Annotated in this window: 13 protein-coding genes and 1 riboswitch; of the genes, 1 reads left to right on the top strand and 12 read right to left on the bottom strand. The window is 60.9% G+C overall.

The annotated features are described in order from the left end of the window. Window positions 1-90: 90 nt before the first annotated feature. The 8 genes from AWB64_RS25650 to AWB64_RS25615 all read right to left on the bottom strand — a co-directional run bounded on the left by AWB64_RS25650 (window position 91) and on the right by AWB64_RS25615 (window position 6,727). A complete protein-coding gene (locus AWB64_RS25650; RefSeq protein WP_060858226.1) occupies window positions 91-1,023 on the bottom strand; it encodes an MlaA family lipoprotein in 933 nt (310 codons plus the stop codon). Between the two features lie 98 nt (window positions 1,024-1,121). Next, window positions 1,122-1,673 carry an outer membrane lipid asymmetry maintenance protein MlaD gene (gene mlaD / locus AWB64_RS25645; protein ID WP_060858225.1) on the bottom strand — a complete coding sequence of 184 codons (552 nt, stop codon included), beginning with the start codon at window positions 1,671-1,673 and terminating at the stop codon, window positions 1,122-1,124. A 94-nt stretch (window positions 1,674-1,767) separates the two neighbouring features. Next, window positions 1,768-2,535, bottom strand: a complete 768-nt coding sequence (gene mlaE, locus AWB64_RS25640; protein WP_060858224.1) for a lipid asymmetry maintenance ABC transporter permease subunit MlaE — start codon at window positions 2,533-2,535, stop codon at window positions 1,768-1,770. Further along, window positions 2,532-3,350: an ABC transporter ATP-binding protein gene (locus AWB64_RS25635; protein WP_060858223.1), complete on the bottom strand. Its 819-nt coding sequence runs from the start codon at window positions 3,348-3,350 to the stop codon at window positions 2,532-2,534. Before AWB64_RS25635 ends, mlaE begins: the two co-directional genes overlap by 4 nt. A 116-nt stretch (window positions 3,351-3,466) precedes the next feature. Then, a complete protein-coding gene (thiE, locus tag AWB64_RS31110; RefSeq protein WP_075643348.1) occupies window positions 3,467-4,537 on the bottom strand; it encodes a thiamine phosphate synthase in 1,071 nt (356 codons plus the stop codon). Beyond that, window positions 4,534-5,346 (bottom strand): thiazole synthase, encoded by an 813-nt coding sequence (locus AWB64_RS25625; protein ID WP_060858222.1) that lies wholly within the window; start codon window positions 5,344-5,346, stop codon window positions 4,534-4,536. Before AWB64_RS25625 ends, thiE begins: the two co-directional genes overlap by 4 nt. A gap of 23 nt (window positions 5,347-5,369) precedes the next feature. Next, window positions 5,370-5,567, bottom strand: coding sequence for a sulfur carrier protein ThiS (thiS, locus tag AWB64_RS25620; RefSeq protein WP_060858221.1), 198 nt, complete (start codon window positions 5,565-5,567; stop codon window positions 5,370-5,372). Window positions 5,568-5,575: 8 nt separating this feature from the next. Beyond that, a complete protein-coding gene (locus tag AWB64_RS25615; protein ID WP_244164204.1) occupies window positions 5,576-6,727 on the bottom strand; it encodes an FAD-dependent oxidoreductase in 1,152 nt (383 codons plus the stop codon). Between the two features lie 213 nt (window positions 6,728-6,940). Next, window positions 6,941-7,072: riboswitch (TPP riboswitch) on the bottom strand. A gap of 285 nt (window positions 7,073-7,357) precedes the next feature. On the opposite strand from AWB64_RS25615, the gene AWB64_RS25610 reads away from it, so the two are divergent. Then, entirely contained in the window at window positions 7,358-9,109 is a 1,752-nt protein-coding gene (locus AWB64_RS25610) for an ABC transporter ATP-binding protein/permease (RefSeq protein ID WP_060858220.1), read from the top strand. Window positions 9,110-9,206: 97 nt separating this feature from the next. Here AWB64_RS25610 and AWB64_RS25605 read toward each other — a convergent pair whose 3' ends face one another. The 4 genes from AWB64_RS25605 to AWB64_RS25590 form a co-directional block, all read right to left on the bottom strand. Continuing rightward, window positions 9,207-9,983: a carbonic anhydrase gene (locus AWB64_RS25605; RefSeq protein WP_060858219.1), complete on the bottom strand. Its 777-nt coding sequence runs from the start codon at window positions 9,981-9,983 to the stop codon at window positions 9,207-9,209. Window positions 9,984-10,151: 168 nt separating this feature from the next. Next, on the bottom strand, window positions 10,152-11,618 hold the full coding sequence (locus AWB64_RS25600; protein ID WP_060858218.1) for a glutamate synthase subunit beta: 1,467 nt from the start codon (window positions 11,616-11,618) through the stop codon (window positions 10,152-10,154). 82 nt (window positions 11,619-11,700) lie between these two features. After that, window positions 11,701-16,404 carry a glutamate synthase-related protein gene (locus tag AWB64_RS25595; RefSeq protein WP_060858217.1) on the bottom strand — a complete coding sequence of 1,568 codons (4,704 nt, stop codon included), beginning with the start codon at window positions 16,402-16,404 and terminating at the stop codon, window positions 11,701-11,703. Between the two features lie 291 nt (window positions 16,405-16,695). Then, window positions 16,696-17,403, bottom strand: a complete 708-nt coding sequence (locus AWB64_RS25590; protein WP_060858216.1) for a transposase — start codon at window positions 17,401-17,403, stop codon at window positions 16,696-16,698. Between the last annotated feature and the right edge of the window lie 174 nt (window positions 17,404-17,577).

The following is a 17,577-nucleotide window of genomic DNA, read 5'->3' as shown; positions in this document are numbered from 1 at the left end:
CCGTCAAAACACTTTCTATATATTACTGGCGCTTGGCATATCGCGCTTTTTCCACGATGCAACCCGCGCCACGCACCGCCTCGCACAACCTCAGCGCAGCTTGAACGACGGGAACGACGGAATCCGCGGCGGCACCATGCGATCCGCGGGAACACCCGTTGCGCCTGGCGCGCTCGCCGGCGCCGCGGCCGAAGCCGCTTGCGGCGCCGATGCCGATCCCGCCGGCGGCGACGCCAATACACCAGAAGCAGCGCCCGGGCCTGCTGCCGGCGCGTTCACATCGTCGTACTTGGGCAGCGGCTCCGCGCCGTTATCGCCGTAATCCGGCACCGCGTTGTTGTCCTGATTGCCAAGCAGATACTGCCGGCGTTGCAGGTACGCGTTACGAACGAACGAGTATTTGTCGAGCGCGGCGTCCGCCAGCACGTCGCTCGCACCCAGCAAATTCGCCCGCGTGTTGACCAGTTCTACACCGAAAAGCGTCGTGCGGAACCAGGTCGGATCCACGTAACTCGTCACATTGCCAAAATAGTCGACCACCGTACCCGCCGTGTCACGCACCGTGCTCGGCCCGAGCAATGGCAACACCACATAGGGACCCGCCGGCACGCCGTAATGGCCGAGCGTCAAGCCGAAATCCTCGGTGTGCTTCGGAAGCCCGGCGACGCTCGCGATGTCGAAAATCCCGGCCACGCCGAAGATCGAGTTCATCACCACGCGCATGATGTCCGACACGCCATCGGCAATCTTCAACTGCACGAGATTGTTCGCGGCCGTGTAGATATCGCCGATATTGCCGAAGAAGTTCGTGACGCCGTCGCGCACCGGCTGCGGCGTGATGAACACATAACCCTTCGCAATCGGCTTGAGCGCGATCTGGTCGATCTTGTCGTTGATCGTGAACATCGTCCGGTTGTAGCTCTCGAACGGGTCGCCCTTGGTCGGCGTGGTCACCGTCGCGCATCCGGCAAGCACTGCCACCGCGAGTATCACGGCCGCGTTTTTTACGCGCATTGCCTGCATTGTTCTTCTCCTTATTGTCGCTGACCCGGAGGCTGCCCTGTACTGCGAAATATGCCAGCCTCCGACTGCGTGAATCTTGCTGAATCAATATGTCCGGATCATTGACCTGCAGCGCTCGCGCCCATTGCGCTTGCCGCACCCGGGAACGCCGGCGCGGCCGGGGCAGCAGACGATGCCGGCTTGGATGCACCCGAATCCGCCGCCTTGTTGTACAGGAACTGGCCGATCAGGTTCTCCAGGACCACGGCCGATTGCGTCATGGAAATGGTGTCGCCGCTTTTGAGCATCTGGTCGTCGCCGCCCGGCTCCAGGCCAATGTACTGTTCGCCAAGCAAGCCCGACGTCAGGATCTTCGCCGACGAATCCTTCGGAAACTGATATTGCTTGTCGATATCGATCGTGACTTGCGCCTGATACGTATTCTGGTCAAAGCCAATGTTCGCAACGCGGCCCACCGTCACGCCCGCGCTTTTCACCGGCGCGCGCGGCTTCAATCCGCCGATGTTGTCGAATTTCAGCTTGACCGGATAGGTCGGCTGAAAAGACATGGCGTTCATATTGCCGGCCTTCAGTGCAAGAAATAACAGCGCTATGAAACCCAGCACCACGAAGAGGCCGACCCAAAAGTCGAGAGCAGCAGTCTTTTTCATCGTCTTCCCAAAGAATCTTGTAGCAGTTTTTGCGTGAGGGTCTGTGCCCTGCACAACGTCTGCAACCTGACAAACCAGGCCGCAGGCCGAACGATCAGTTGAACATCAGCGCGGTCAGCAAAAAGTCCAGTCCGAGCACCGCCAGCGAGCCGTACACCACCGTTTTCGTGGTCGCGCGCGAGACCCCTTCCGGCGTGGGCTGGGCTTCATAACCCTGGAACAGCGCGATGAACGTGACCGCGAAGCCGAACACAATGCTCTTGATCACGCCATTGCCCACGTCGCTCCAGACGTCCACGCCACCCTGCATTTGCGACCAGAAAGCGCCCGGATCCACGCCGATCATCAGCACGCCGACCACATAGCCGCCGAAAATGCCCACCGCGCTGAAAATCGCGGCCAGCACCGGCATGGCGATAATCCCGGCCCAGAAGCGGGGCGCCACGACCACCTTGAGCGGATCGACGGCCATCATTTCCATGGCGGTGAGTTGCTCGCCCGCTTTCATGAGGCCAATTTCAGCCGTCAGCGACGTACCCGCGCGGCCCGCGAACAGCAAGGCCGTCACCACCGGCCCGAGTTCCCGCACCAGCGAAAGCGCGACCAGGAGGCCGAGTGCTTGCTCGGAGCCGTATCGGTTGAGTGTGAGATAACCCTGCAAGCCGAGCACGAAGCCGACGAACAAACCCGACACGCCAATGATCAGCAGCGAATAATTGCCGACGAAGTGAATCTGTTTCGTGACAAGGCGCGGGCGGCGCAGCAACGGGAAGAATTCGACGACAAGACGCAGGAACATGCGCGTCGCATATCCGATCGTGCCGAAGCTGCCGAGCACCGAGCGTCCGATGGCGCTGATCATGCCTTTGCTCCGATACCAAAGTCCGCCGCCAGCGGCGTCGTGCTTGGATAGTGAAATTTGAAGGGACCATCTGGCGCGCCGTCGATGAACTGACGCACCGACGGTTCCTGCGATGCCCGCAACTCCGCCGGCGTGCCTTCGGCCAGAATCCCGCCGTTCGCGATGAAATACACGTAATCGGCAATGGCGAACGATTCCGGCACGTCGTGCGTGACCAGAATGGACGTGGCGCCCAGCGCGCTATTGAGCGTGCGGATCAGGTTGGCCGTGATGCCGAGTGAAATGGGATCCAGCCCGGCGAACGGCTCGTCGTACATCATCAGTTCGGGATCGAGCGCGATTGCACGTGCAAGCGCCACGCGGCGCGCCATGCCGCCCGATATCTCCGATGGCGACAAGTCCCGCGCGCCACGCAGCCCGACCGCGTTGAGCTTCATCAGCACGAGGTCGCGCAGGAGTTCCTCGGGGAGATCGGTGTGTTCGCGCAGCGGGAACGCGACGTTGTCGAAAACGGTCTGGTCGGTGAAAAGCGCGCCGAACTGGAACAGCATGCCCATTTTGCGGCGAAGTTCGTAGAGGCCGTCGCGCGTCTGCGCGCCGACGTCCTTGCCGCCGAAAAGCACCTGGCCTTTCTGCGCCTTCACGAGGCCGCCGATCAGCCGCAGCACGGTGGTCTTGCCGCAGCCGGAGCCGCCCATGACGGCCACGACCTGACCGCGCTTGAAGCGCATGTTCAGGTTCGACAGGATGAGCCGCTCGCCGTAGCCGAAATCGACGTCGCGAAGCTCTAGCAAAGTCTCGGGAGAAGCTGACACAGGGGCTGACAATCCTTTTACGCAAGAGGCCGAATTATAGGGCCTGTGCGCTTAAAGCGACGTGACGGTCCCTTTCGACTGATAAAACATATGAAGTTTTTTCCGATTCGGCTGCATTATCGCGCGAATTCCTGTTGCAACGCAGAAACGGCGAAAGCCAGGTCTGGTGCCTCTGTAATGGCGCGCACGACTGCTGCGCTTCCCACACCGGTCGACAACACCTGCTGCAGCACGGCACCATTCACGCCGCCGATTGCAACCAGCGGAACAATCCCGTCGAGCAAACGCACATAGCGTGCCAGACGCGACAAACCTTGCGGCGCAGTCGGCATGACCTTCGTCGTGGTCGGAAAAACCGCGCCGAGCGCAAGATAGCTCGGTTTGAAGTGCAGCGCCTTGAGCATTTCGTAGTAACCGTGCGTTGACAGGCCAAGCTGCAAACCCGCTTGCGCAATGGCGTTCAGGTCGGCCGTTTCGACGTCTTCCTGCCCGAGATGCACGCCATAAGCGCCAGCCGCAATCGCCTCGCGCCAATGATCGTTGATAAAAAGCTGGGCTTGATGCTTCGCGCCGGCTGCTACCGAACGTGCGATTTCCTGCTTCAAGTCGCCCGGATCCGCCGATTTACGGCGCAACTGCACCGTTTTCACGCCCTGGTCCAGCACCCGTTCGACCCAATCCGCGCTTGGCAACACGGCGTACAAACCCAGCCGGTCCGGGCAATGAGCAAACGCCATTGAAGGCGGCGGCAGCAAATTTGCGACCTTCGGGAATGTGTAGAAGTCGACCGGCCATGCATCGAGTTCGTCCAGATTCGACGGACGCCAGGCGAGCGCCAGAACGAGCGCATCGTGCGGCTCGAAACCGCAATCCAGGAATGCGGCCAGAGCCGCGGGCCAATCGTCCGACCACTCGCCTTCCAGCGCGTACTCCACGCCGTCGAGTTGCAAGGTTGCACGGCCGGCTTTGGCGTCGAGCAATCCCACGCCTTCTGCTTCCGGCTTGTTGGACCCGCCGCCCAGTATCAAATCCCCTTTCAGCGGTCGATCCGGCGCGCTCAAACAGATCCGCCATTGCTTCGATGCCGCCGGCCAGTCACCCAAACGCCGCCGAATTCGCTCCGAAGCTTCGAGCAGTTCATCGGCGGGTGGCCAGAAGATTTCCCTGTCCTGCGTCAACATGCTCATGCCGCGCTCCCATCCTGGTGCCAGAACGGCATGCCGACAACCGGCGTGCTCGCCTGCGCGCTATCGCGCTCGGCCATTGGCCCAGCCAGATAAGCCATCCGCCCCGCTTCCACACCCAGCGCAAACGCGCGGGCCATCTGTGGCGGAAACGTGGCCTGCGAGACGGCCGTGTTCAGCAACACGCCGTCGAAACCCCATTCCATGACCTGACACGCGTGGGAAGGCACGCCCAGACCGGCATCGACGATAAGCGGCACATCCGGCAACCGCTCGCGCAGCGTGCGCAATCCGTATGGGTTCGTCACGCCTTTACCCGTACCAATCGGCGCGCCCCACGGCATCAGCGCCTCGCAGCCGACGTCGAGCAGGCGGCGGCCGATCACCAGGTCTTCCGTGCAGTACGGCAGCACCTTGAAGCCTTCGCGAACAAGAATTCCAGCGGCTTCCACGAGGCCGATCGGGTCGGGCTGCAGCGTGTAGTCGTCGCCAATGAGTTCGAGCTTCAGCCACGGGGTATCGAAGAGTTCGCGCGCCATTCGCGCCGTGGTCAGCACTTCGTCCACGGTTTGGCAGCCGGCCGTGTTCGGCAGCAACGCAACGCCGTGGCGCTTGAGCACGTCGAAGAAACCGGCTTCGCCCGTGTTCGACTGGCGCCGCAACGCGACGGTGACCATGCCGGGCCGGGCGGCGTCGATGGAATCCGACAGCGATTGCAGCGACGGATAGCGCGACGTCCCCAGCAACACGCGGCTCGGAAACGGCGTGCCGTAGAGCGTGAGGGTATCGGCGGTGGTGATCGTTAAGGTCATGATCAATTCCTGTATGGAAACGCTCAGCCGCCGGCAACCGGCGAGACAATATCGAGTTTGTCGCCGGCATTGAGCGCTTTCGACGCATGCTCGCCGCGCGCGACGAATTGCCCGTTCAGCGCCACGGCGAACGGCGGCTTCGCGCCGAAAGCGGCGAGCGCGTCGGTGACGGTGGCTGCATCGGGGACGGAAAACGGTTGCTGATTGATGTGGATGTTCATGATGAATCTCAAAGCACAGGCGCGGCTTGTTCGCAGCGCAGCAAGGCGGACCAGCGGGCGTGGTGACGCCAGTCATTGAAGGAGTCGGAATCGGTGACCGCGCCGCCTAGCAGGGCTTGGGCGAGGGTGTTAGCGGTATCGGCGACTTCGGGCGCGATCATGTAGCCGTGCCGATACAACCCGTTCACCCGCAAGGTTCGTGCACCATCCCAGACAATTGCCGGCCGATGATCGGGCAATGTCGGGCGGCATTGTGAATTCAGTTCGAGAATGCGCGCCTCGCCAAAACCCGGATGCACCGCGAACGCCGCGCTCAGCAGTTCCAGCGCGGAGCGCACGGTCACGGGCGACATGTCTTCGCCTTCGACTTCGGTTGCACCGATCACGTACACGTCGTTTTCCTTCGGCGCGATGTAAAGCGGATAGCGCGGATGCAGCAAGCGCACCGGCCGCGTCAGGCCAATACCCGGCGCATGCACGCGCGCCACTTCGCCGCGAATGCCGCGTAGCGCCGGCCACGCGGGTTTGCCGCCGAGACCGCGGCAATCGATCACGAAGCGCGCATCCGGCATCGCATCAATTGTTGTATTCCAGTGAAGATCGACGTTGCGCTCCGCCAGTCCCGCTGCGAGCGCCGCCAGGACCTGACGGTTATCGAGCTGGCCTTCATTGGGAAGCAGCCAGCCCTGCGGGAAGCGCGTACCAAGCGACGGTTCCGCCAACGCGACCTGTTCCCCGGACAGCTTGATAAAACCGTCCTGAAACAGCGCGGACGGCGCATTCGCCCGCAACCTGCGCTCGAACAACGGCGCCTCGGCTCGATCGCCAGCGTGCCAGACGACCAGCGTGCCGTTGCGTTGAAAAAACACCGGTTTGGGCAACTGGGCGATCAATCGAGGCCAGCGTTCCAGCGACGCCGCTCCCAGTTCAGTAATCAGCAATTCGGCGCTGGCAGCTTCGGCAAGCGGCGCGAGCATCGCCGCCGCGACCCAGGCCGCCGACTGCGTGCCGGCCGCATCGCCCCGTTCGTACAACGCCACGCGATGCCCTGCGCCCGCCAGCAGCCACGCGACCAGCCGTCCGCACAGGCCGCCGCCGACGACAGCAAAGTCGTCCCGGCCCGTCAGGACACGCGGATTGGAACGCACAACAGTATTCACGATGACGATGCCTCCTCAGCACACGCGGCAGGACCTACGAGCACGCGTTGCGCATAAAAGAAGTCGAAACCGGGAGGAATGCCGGTTTCGAGCCCTGATTGCACGCGCGGCGCACACAACATGTTCAGGGACGAAACCACGGCGAGATTGCGGCGCCGATACGCACTTACGCGGATCGCGGCCTGCCAATACTGGAAGAGACTGGAAATCCAATTGGGTTTTCCGGAAACTTCCCTCGCCGGTATTACCCGGATCGGGTGCAAAGGGACTCTCTCAGCCTCGCCGCGCATTTTTCCGGTCCATCAAAATCGGAAAACGCGCGCCGAAGCACCCCTGTTTCGTCACCAATCATTAAAACATAAAAGCGAAACGGGCCGCAAACCGGAAAAAGCCGGATATGGATGCGAGCAGTTCGCAGCATCCTCGTCTTTCGCGCGTGCTGCGCACACTCTGGCACAATGCCGCGAACGCCGGGTGCATCTCGTTTTGCGCGGATACAGCAAGGATTAAGGCGCAGTTAAGGCGCGCCCGAAACAATGCTCCGGCGCGCCGTCTTCAAGATCCCGTACGATCCGCGGCGCCCGCCAGGTTACAAATTTGCCGCCGAGCCGGCACGTCCTCAGGAAGCTCATGACCATCACACCTCCCGGCAACACGGAACAAAACGCCGACAAAGTGTCGGCGTGGAGTCTCATCAAGCCTTATTGGGTATCGGAAGAACGCGGCATAGCGTGGCTTTTGCTGATTGCGATCATCGCGATCAACATGACGGTCGTGTACATCAATGTCCGCCTGAACAAATGGAACGCGGACTTCTACAACGCGCTGCAGACCAAGAACGTCCACGACTTTCCGCATCTGCTGATGATCTTCACGGGTCTCGCATTCGCGTACATCCTGCTCGCGGTGTACGGCAGGTATTTGCGGCAGATGCTCGGCTTCCGCTGGCGTCAGTGGCTCACGCACCGCTACCTTGAGCAATGGCTTGGCGATAACGCCTTCTACCGCATAGAACGCGATCGTCTCGCCGATAACCCCGACCAGCGGATCAGCGACGACCTTCAGTCGTTCGCCACGACGACGCTGGCGTTATCGCTGGATCTGTTGTCTACCCTTGTCACGCTTGCCACATTCATCACCATTCTGTGGTCGCTCGCGGGCGCGTTGAGCTTCTCCGTCCTTGGCACGCCGATCACGATTCCGGGCTATATGGTGTGGGCCGCCGCGGGGTATGCCGTGCTCGGATCGCTCCTGATGCAACGGTTCGGCCATCCGCTGGTATCGATCAATTATCAGGCCCAGAAAGTGGAGGCCAACTTCCGCTTCGGCCTGATCCGCATTCGCGAAAACGCGGAACAGATTGCGTTCTACGATGGCGTCGCGACCGAGACCACGACCGCCAAGGGCATCTTTCAAACGATCCGCCAAAACTACTGGCAGATCATGAAATACACCAAGCGGCTGACGTTCGTGCTGGCGTTCTATAGCCAGGTCGCGAACATCTTCCCGATCATGGTCGCCGCGCCGCGCTACTTCGCCGGCGCGTATTCGCTCGGCGTGCTCATGCAGATCAGTTCCGCGTTCGGCACGGTCAGCGACTCGTTTTCGTGGTTCATCAATAGTTATTCGACGTTGGTCGAATGGCGCGCGACCGTGAACCGGCTGCGCGAATTCAAGCGCGTGATGCGCTCCACGCACATCAAGGAAGCCATTTCGCCCGCTACCGCGCACGGTGGGATCAACCTGCATTACGCGAGCACGGACGCACTCGTGACGAAGGGATTGAAGCTGGCGCTGCCCGATGGCAAGCCGCTCGCAAGCGTCGCCGATGTCACCGTGAAGCCCGGTTCGCGCTGGCTCGTGCAAGGGCCGTCGGGTTCAGGCAAGAGCACGTTGATGCGCGCGCTGGCCGGCTTGTGGCCCTTCGGCGATGGCACGATCGACGCGCCCGTCGATGCAAAACTGATGTTCATCCCGCAGCAAAGCTACTTGCCGATCGGCACGTTGAAAGCGGCGCTGAGCTACCCATCGGAAGCATCCATTTTCTCCGATGAAGCCTGCCGGGAAGCACTGCGCGTCTGCAATCTGGCGGCTTATGGCACGCGGCTGGACGAGTCCGGGCACTGGGCAAAGATGATGTCGCCGGGCGAACAGCAACGGCTGGCTGCGGCGCGCGTGTTGCTGCATAAACCGGACTTCATGTTCCTCGACGAAGCCACCAGCGCCCTCGATGCCGAAAACGAGATGTTGATCTACACGGCGATCATCGGCGCGTTGCCGAACGCCGCGATTGTCAGCGTGGCACACCGCGAGTCGGTGTCCGGGTTCCATGAAAGCCGGATCGAGATCGAGCGCGCTGCGGCGGAGAGCATTGCGGCGTAAAAGCCGTTTCGCGCGTGATTGAAGCGCGCGTGATTAAAGCGCCAGGAAAAGCGGGTTCTTTGACCCGCTTTTCGCGTTTCTGGACGCTGCTCGTTTCTCAATCCACTTCAAAAATCTCGCGCCCGTTCAACGCCTGCACAGGACGCTGATTACCGCGATAAAAATGGTGCATCGCGTCAAGTTGTTGTTTCGTGATGCTGACCGGTTCCTTGAACTCGATCCATGTCACACCTTCCGTGCACGGCGGCGTTGTGAGCGATCCGCTGTACGTGTAATAGCCGGTATTCTTGGGAAGCAAGTCGAGCGGATTGACCGTCACCGCGCTGACTTTCATCTCCGCGCCTTTTTCGGCTGGAACTCGATCGAGCATGGCCTGAATGACAGGGTTCGGGTGGTCGCCGAGCTTGAACTGCACGGCCAGTACAAGGAGCTTGCCGCCCGCTGAGCTGTGCACGAGGTGGGCGTCCATCACGTTTTCCTTGCCCGCGAAACGCTCTTCGCCCGGCGAATGAAAGTGGAACTGCACGAGTTGATAGGCCTGATCGCCAAGCGAAATACTGTCCGTGCCCGGCGTTGCGTTGAACTGAACGGCATGACCCGTGTTGACGATATCGATGGGAAGCGGCGCGTAGTTGATCTTCAGGCGAGGCATGTCGGCGGGCGCTTTTTTCGCGCCTTCGATATTGATCGGCGATTCAGCGCGACCGCTTTCGCACGCGTGGAAAGCTTCGCTCATGGCGCCCCAGTGCGCCGGGCCGTGTTCGCCGGTGTAGGTCCAGCCGTGGTTGGCGGTATCGGCCGATGCCGATGCAGTAAGCGAAACGCACGCTGCAAATAGGAGTGCGCCGCTGGACAACCGAGTGTTTTTGTTCATGTTGTGCCCCGAAAAGTTAGGGCATTAGCATGCGCGGTTGCCCGGGACAGGGATATCGGAGAAGTCGTAATAGCGGATCATGGAAATGGAAACGACCTTTTGCCACATCCAACAAAAAACCGGGCTCACCCTCGAGCCCGGTTTCTCAACGAACGACCACGCTAAACCCTATCGCGGCAATTCACTAGACCCCATCAAAAACGCATCCACCGACCGCGCGCACTGCCGGCCTTCACGAATCGCCCACACGACCAGCGACTGACCGCGACGCATGTCGCCAGCGGTGAAGACCTTCGGCACGGACGTGAAGTATGCCTTCTCGCCTTCGGTCGAAGCCTTCACGTTTCCGCGTGCGTCCTTGTCGACGCCAAAAGCCTCGAGAACCGGCGATGCCGGCTGCGTAAAGCCCATTGCCAGCAGCACCAGGTCGGCCTTCATTTCGAACTCCGATCCCGCCACTTCCTGCATCTTCCCGTCCTTCCATTCCACGCGCACGGCAATCAGCTTCTCGACCTTGCCGTTCTTGCCTTCAAAGCGCTTGGTCGCCACCGACCAGTCGCGCTCGCAGCCCTCTTCGTGCGACGAAGACGTCCGTAACTTGATCGGCCAATACGGCCACACCAGCGGCTTGTTCTCGACTTCAGGCGGCTGCGACAGCAGCTCGAACTGCGTCACGCTTTTTGCGCCGTGCCGGTTCGACGTCCCCACGCAATCCGAACCCGTATCGCCGCCGCCAATCACGACCACATGCTTGCCCTTGGCAATCAGTTGATCGACAACCGTATCGCCGGCGTTGACCTTGTTCTGCAGCGGCAGGAATTCCATTGCGTAATGGATGCCCTGCATTTCGCGCCCAGGCACCGGCAAATCACGCGGTGTTTCCGAACCGCCGGCAATCACGACAGCATCGAACTGTTCGCGCAACTCTTCCGGCGTGATGGTTTCCCGCGCCGAATTCGCGATGTGTCCCGGCAGCGGATCCTTCCCAATAAATACATTGGTCCGGAACGCCACGCCTTCGGCTTCCATCTGCCGCATGCGGCGGTCGATGAGCCACTTTTCCAGCTTGAAATCCGGGATGCCATAACGCAGCAATCCGCCGATACGATCGTTCTTCTCGAACACGGTCACGTCATGACCTGCGCGCGCGAGTTGCTGCGCAGCGGCCAATCCGGCGGGACCTGATCCAACCACGGCAACCTTCTTGCCGGTCTTGTGCTTCGGCGGCAGCGGCGCGACCCAGCCTTCGGTCCAGGCTTTATCGATGATCGCGTGTTCGATCGACTTGATGCCGACCGGATCGTCATTGATACCCAGCGTGCAAGCCGTCTCGCACGGCGCGGGACAAATGCGGCCCGTAAACTCGGGGAAATTGTTCGTGGAATGCAGCACTTCAATGGCCGACTTCCAGTCCTGGCGGAACACCAGATCGTTGAAGTCCGGAATGATGTTGTTCACCGGACAGCCGTTATTGCAGAACGGAATGCCGCAGTCCATGCAGCGCGCCCCCTGGATCTTCGCGTTCTCGTCCGACAGCGCGTGAACGAATTCCTTGTAGTGCTTGACGCGAGCGAGCGGCGCTTCGTAGGTCTCGTGCTGGCGCTCGAACTCGAGAAAACCGGTTGCCTTGCCCATGTGGTTCTCTTTTCTCTGTATTTGGGGTTGATCCACCCTTCGGCGTCTGCCGCCGAAGGGCCGTACTAAGGATTAAGAAGGCTCAGGCCGCGATCGCGTCTTTCGCTTTTTTCGCGCCCAACTCGCCGAGCGCCCGCTTGTATTCCGTCGGGAAGACCTTCACGAACTGACGGCGCGATGCATCCCAGTTCTCGAGCAACGCCTTCGCACGCGGCGAACCGGTGGTCTGGAAATGCCGCTCGATCAGCCCCTTGAGCAAGGCTTCATCGGTCTGGCCCGTATGCCACAAGGCGCGATCGACCGTGCGTTCCTGTTCGGCTTGCTGCAATACCGGATCGAGCGCGACCATTGCCTTGTTGCACTTGCTGCCGAACGCGCCATCCGGATCGTAGACAAACGCCACGCCGCCGGACATGCCCGCCGCGAAGTTGCGCCCGGTTTCGCCGAGCACGACCACCGTGCCGCCGGTCATGTATTCGCAACCGTGATCGCCCGTGCCTTCCACGACTGCCGTTGCGCCCGAGTTACGCACGGCGAAACGCTCGCCCGCGACGCCGCGGAAATAGGCTTCACCTTCAATCGCGCCGTACAAGACCGTGTTGCCGCAGATGATGTTCTCTTCCGACTTGCCGCGGAAATCGTTCGTTGGGCGAATGATGATGCGTCCGCCCGAAAGACCCTTGCCGACGTAGTCGTTGCCGTCGCCGACGAGATCCAGCGTAATGCCCTTCGCCAGGAACGCGCCGAAACTCTGACCAGCCGTGCCCTTCAACTGGATATGGATGGCGTCATCGGCGAGACCGTCATGGCCGTGCTTGCGCGCAACCAGCCCCGACAACATGGCGCCGACCGTGCGGTTCACGTTGCGCACCGGCTGAATGAACGAGACGTGCTCGCCCTTCTCGATCGCCGCCTTCGACTTCTCGATCAGCACGTGATCCAGCGCTTTCTCAAGACCATGATCCTGCGTCTCGACGTGCTTCGTCGCAATACTGCCGTCGTTCGGCACTTGATAGAACACCTTCGAGAAGTCCAGACCCTTTGCCTTCCAGTGCTCCACGCCCTTTTTCGTATCGAGCAATTCGGCGTGGCCGATCAGGTCGTCGAACTTGCGGATGCCGAGTTGCGCCATGATTTCCCGCACTTCTTCCGCGATAAAGAAGAAGAAGTTGACGACGTGTTCCGGCTGTCCCGTGAACTTGGCGCGCAGCACCGGATCTTGCGTCGCAACGCCGACCGGGCACGTGTTCAGGTGACACTTGCGCATCATGATGCAGCCCTGCACCACGAGCGGCGCGGTCGCAAAACCGAATTCATCGGCGCCGAGCAGCGCTCCGATTACCACGTCGCGGCCCGTCTTCATCTGACCGTCGGCCTGCACGCGGATACGGCCGCGAAGACGGTTGAGCACGAGCGTCTGCTGCGTTTCGGCAAGGCCGAGTTCCCACGGCGTGCCGGCATGCTTCAACGACGACAACGGCGAAGCGCCCGTGCCGCCATCGTGGCCGGCAATCACGACGTGATCCGCCTTTGCCTTGGCAACGCCAGCGGCAACGGTCCCAACGCCCACTTCCGACACGAGTTTCACCGACACGCTCGACGACGAGTTCACGTTCTTCAGATCGTGAATAAGCTGCGCCAGGTCTTCGATGGAATAAATATCGTGGTGCGGCGGCGGCGAAATCAGGCCCACGCCTGGCACCGAATAGCGCAACTTGCCGATGTAATCGCTCACCTTGTGACCCGGCAGTTGCCCGCCTTCGCCCGGCTTCGCGCCTTGGGCCATTTTGATCTGGATCTGATCCGCCGAGGAAAGATACTCGGCCGTCACGCCAAACCGTCCGGACGCAACCTGCTTGATGCGCGAGCGCAGCGAATCGCCGTCCTTCAACGGGATATCGGTCACGACTTCGTCGCCGATAACCGAGCGCATGGTGTCGCCGTTCTTGATCGGAATGCCACGCAGTTCATTGCGATACCGGTTCGCGTCCTCACCGCCTTCGCCCGTGTTCGACTTCCCGCCAATCCGGTTCATCGCCACGGCAAGCGTTGCGTGCGCTTCGGTGCTGATGGAGCCGAGCGACATGGCGCCCGTCGCAAAACGCTTGACGATTTCTTTCGCCGGTTCCACTTCGTCGAGCGGAATGGCTTTCGTGGGATCGACCTTGAACTCGAACAAACCACGGAACGTCATGTGACGCTTGGTCTGGTCGTTGATCAGATGTGCGTATTCCTTGTACGTCTGGTACGAGTTGCTGCGCGCGGAATGCTGCAGCTTGGCGATCGCATCCGGCGTCCACATGTGCTCTTCGCCGCGTACGCGATACGCATATTCACCGCCAGCATCCAACATGGTCGCGAGGATCGGATTCTCGCCAAACGCCTCACGATGCAAACGGATCGCTTCCTCGGCCACCTCGAAAATGCCGATACCGCCCACCTTCGACGCCGTGCCCTTGAAGTACTTCTCCACCAGATCGCTCGACAAGCCGACCGCTTCGAAAATCTGTGCGCCGGTGTACGACATGTACGTGGAAATGCCCATCTTCGACATGACCTTGTACAAGCCCTTGCCCACGGCCTTCGTGTAGTTGTAGATGGCTTTGTCGGCGGAAAGATCGCCCTTCAGGCCTTCGGCCATTTGTGCGAGCGTTTCGAGCGCAAGGTACGGATGCACGGCTTCCGCGCCATACGCGGCGAGCAACGCAAAGTGATGCGTCTCGCGCGCCGATCCCGTTTCCACAACCAGACCCGTGCTCGTGCGCAAACCGTGCTGCACAAGATGCGTATGAATGGCGGACGTGGCGAGCAGCGCGGGAATGGCCAGGTTGTCGCGATCCATCTTGCGATCGGACACGATCAACATGTTGTAGCCGGACTTCACCGCGTCCACGGCTTCCGCGCAGAGCGACGCAAGGCGCGCTTCCACGCCTTCATTGCCCCACACGACCGGATAGCAGATGCTCAGCTCGTACGAACTGAACTTGCCGCCAGTGTATTTATCGATGGCGCGAATTTTCGCGATATCCTTGAAGTCGAGCACGGGCTGCGAGACTTCGAGACGCATCGTCGGGTTGATGTTGGTGGTATCGAGCAGGTTCGGCTTCGGGCCGACAAACGACACCAGCGACATCACCATGTTCTCGCGGATCGGATCGATCGGCGGGTTCGTGACTTGCGCGAAAAGCTGCTTGAAGTAGTGATACAGCGTCTTGTTCTTGTTGGACATGACGGCCAGCGGCGAGTCGTTGCCCATTGAGCCAACGGCTTCCTCGCCAAGCTGCGCCATGGGCGCCATCAGGAACTTGACGTCTTCCTGGGTATAGCCGAACGCCTGCTGGCGATCCAGCAAGGCGGCCGCTTCGCGGCGTTGTGTATCGACTTCTTCCGCCTTCGGCTCGATCTCGTCGAGCTTGATGCGAACCGCGTCGATCCAGCTCTTGTACGGCTTGCCGTTCGCGAGGTTGTCCTTGAGTTCCTTGTCGTCGATGATCCGGCCTTGTTCCATGTCGATCAGGAACATCTTGCCCGGCTGCAGACGCCACTTCTTCACGATCTTCGATTCCGGCACGGGCAAAACGCCTGCCTCCGATGCGAGGATCACGAGGTCGTCGTCCGTAATGACATAGCGCGCCGGGCGCAGGCCGTTACGGTCGAGCGTGGCGCCGATCTGGCGGCCGTCCGTGAACGCGATCGCGGCGGGACCGTCCCACGGCTCCATCATGGCTGCGTGATATTCGTAGAAGGCGCGGCGGTTGTCGTCCATCAAGGTGTGCTGTTCCCAGGCTTCGGGAATCATCATCATCATGGCGTGGACGAGCGGATAACCCGCCATCACGAGCAATTCGAGGCAGTTATCGAACGATGCGGTGTCCGACTGGCCCGGATAGATCAGCGGCCAGAGTTTCGGCAGGTCGTCACCCAGCACGTAGCTGGCGATTGCGCCGGTGCGCGCGTTCAGCCAGTTCACGTTGCCCTTCACGGTGTTGATTTCACCGTTGTGCGCGATCATGCGATACGGGTGCGCGAGTTCCCACGCGGGGAACGTGTTGGTGGAGAAGCGCTGGTGCACGAGCGCAAGCGCCGACACCGTGCGTTCGTCCTGCAGGTCGCGGTAATACACGCCGACCTGGCCGGCCAGCAGCAGGCCTTTATAAACGACCGTCCGCGCCGACATGGACGGCACGAAGTATTCCTTGCCGTGCTTCAGCTTGAGCGCCTGGATGCGGTGGCTCGCCGTCTTGCGGATCACGTATAGCTTGCGCTCCAGCGCGTCCGTCACAACAATATCCTTGCCGCGCCCAATGAAGATTTGCCGGATGAGCGGCTCGCTCGCCTTCACGGTCGGCGAAATTGGCATGCTCGCGTCGACGGGAACATCGCGCCAGCCGAGCACGACCTGACCTTCGGCCTTCACCGTGCGCTCCAGTTCCTGTTCGCACGCGAGCCGCGACGCGTGTTCCTTCGGCAGGAAGATCATGCCCACGCCGTACTCGCCTTCCGGCGGCAGCGTCACGCCTTGCTTGGCCATCTCCTCACGATAAAACCCATCGGGAATCTGAATCAGGATGCCCGCGCCGTCGCCCATGAGCTTGTCGGCGCCGACCGCGCCGCGATGGTCGAGGTTTTCGAGGATCTTCAGGCCCTGCTGGATGATTTCGTGGCGCTTCTTGCCCTTGATGTGCGCAACGAAGCCCACGCCACACGAGTCATGTTCGTTCTCGGGGTCATACATGCCCTGAGCGGCGGGAGCTGAACCGAGAGTCGTCGGCAATTGATCGTTCATGGGTCACCGTGTTCTGTGGGGGCCGCGGGCGGCTGTTGAACATGTTTTTGTGCGCGGCTTCAAGCCGGTCGTGCAATTGGATGCAGTGCATCACGAACTGCCGGAAAGCGAAATATACGCGATCAATCAAGCGGTTGGCAATGAAAACGCTTCGATCTGACACCTATTATCGAGTTGGTGCATGAACGCATCATTTAATTGGTTCCATATCAATGGCGATAAAAATAAAACGGCATGCGATTTTTGGCGTCATGCCGTTCGTTCATTCTTCAGTTCTTGCACAGAAGTCCGTTATTGCGTCTGTGGTGTTTCGCGAACCTTGCGAGGCCGGCCGCGCGGCAAAGGCGAGACGCGGCGGTTGGCGGCGCGGGCGGCCCACTCCCGGTAAGCGTCGCTGCCGAGCACCCATCCTTTGAGGGTTGCCTGGAGCAGACGGTTCGCTTCCCGTTCATCGAGTGGCTGCTCGCACAACTCCGTGTACGCGCGCTGACGTTCGAACGGTGTGTTGCCGAGCTTCCAGTAGAGCGCGTGGTCGGTAATCAGGCTGTCGAGCGTCAGGCCAATGTGATGCCGGTAGCTCGACCATTTGTAGTCTTGTGGCGTGGCCACGAGGCCCGCCTGGACCGGCGCCATCTCGACAACGCGGCTCGCGAGCAGGAAATAGGTTTCACCTTCGATCACCGTTGCGCGGTAGCGGCCTTCCCATAATGTGCCGCGCCGGGCGTATCGGCGATTGAAGTGCGCGACGTAGCGCCTGCCGACCGCCTGCATGGCCTTTGGCAAGCTGGCTTCGTCGCGGGGCGTCACGAGCAGATGCACGGCGCCCGGCATCAGGGCGTAGGCGTGTATGGCTAGATGGTGGTCGCGCGAAGCGGTCCGCAGACATTCGATAAAAAGCTCGTAGTCCGGAGCGTCGATAAAAGCGGGCTGCTGATCGAGACCGCGCAAGATCACATGCTGCGGCTGTTCGGGAACGTAGAGTCGGGCAAGCCGTGCCATTCTGGATTTTCCGTTGGTCGGGCGTTGATCGGGTTCAGGGTGTGCCAGTGATCCGTTCAAACGACATTCTGGGCCACCTTGGAAATTTTCGTTGAGATGCCGCCAATGTGCATCGACGGCAAGAAATCAGGTGTCCGAGACAGTTTTCAGTCCCGCACTAACAAAATTGGAGCC

Source organism: Caballeronia sordidicola (genome assembly GCF_001544455.2).
In the GTDB taxonomy this organism is placed as follows: domain Bacteria; phylum Pseudomonadota; class Gammaproteobacteria; order Burkholderiales; family Burkholderiaceae; genus Caballeronia; species Caballeronia sordidicola.
Note: the sequence above shows the minus strand (reverse complement) of the source record. Positions and strands in the feature narration are given on the sequence as shown.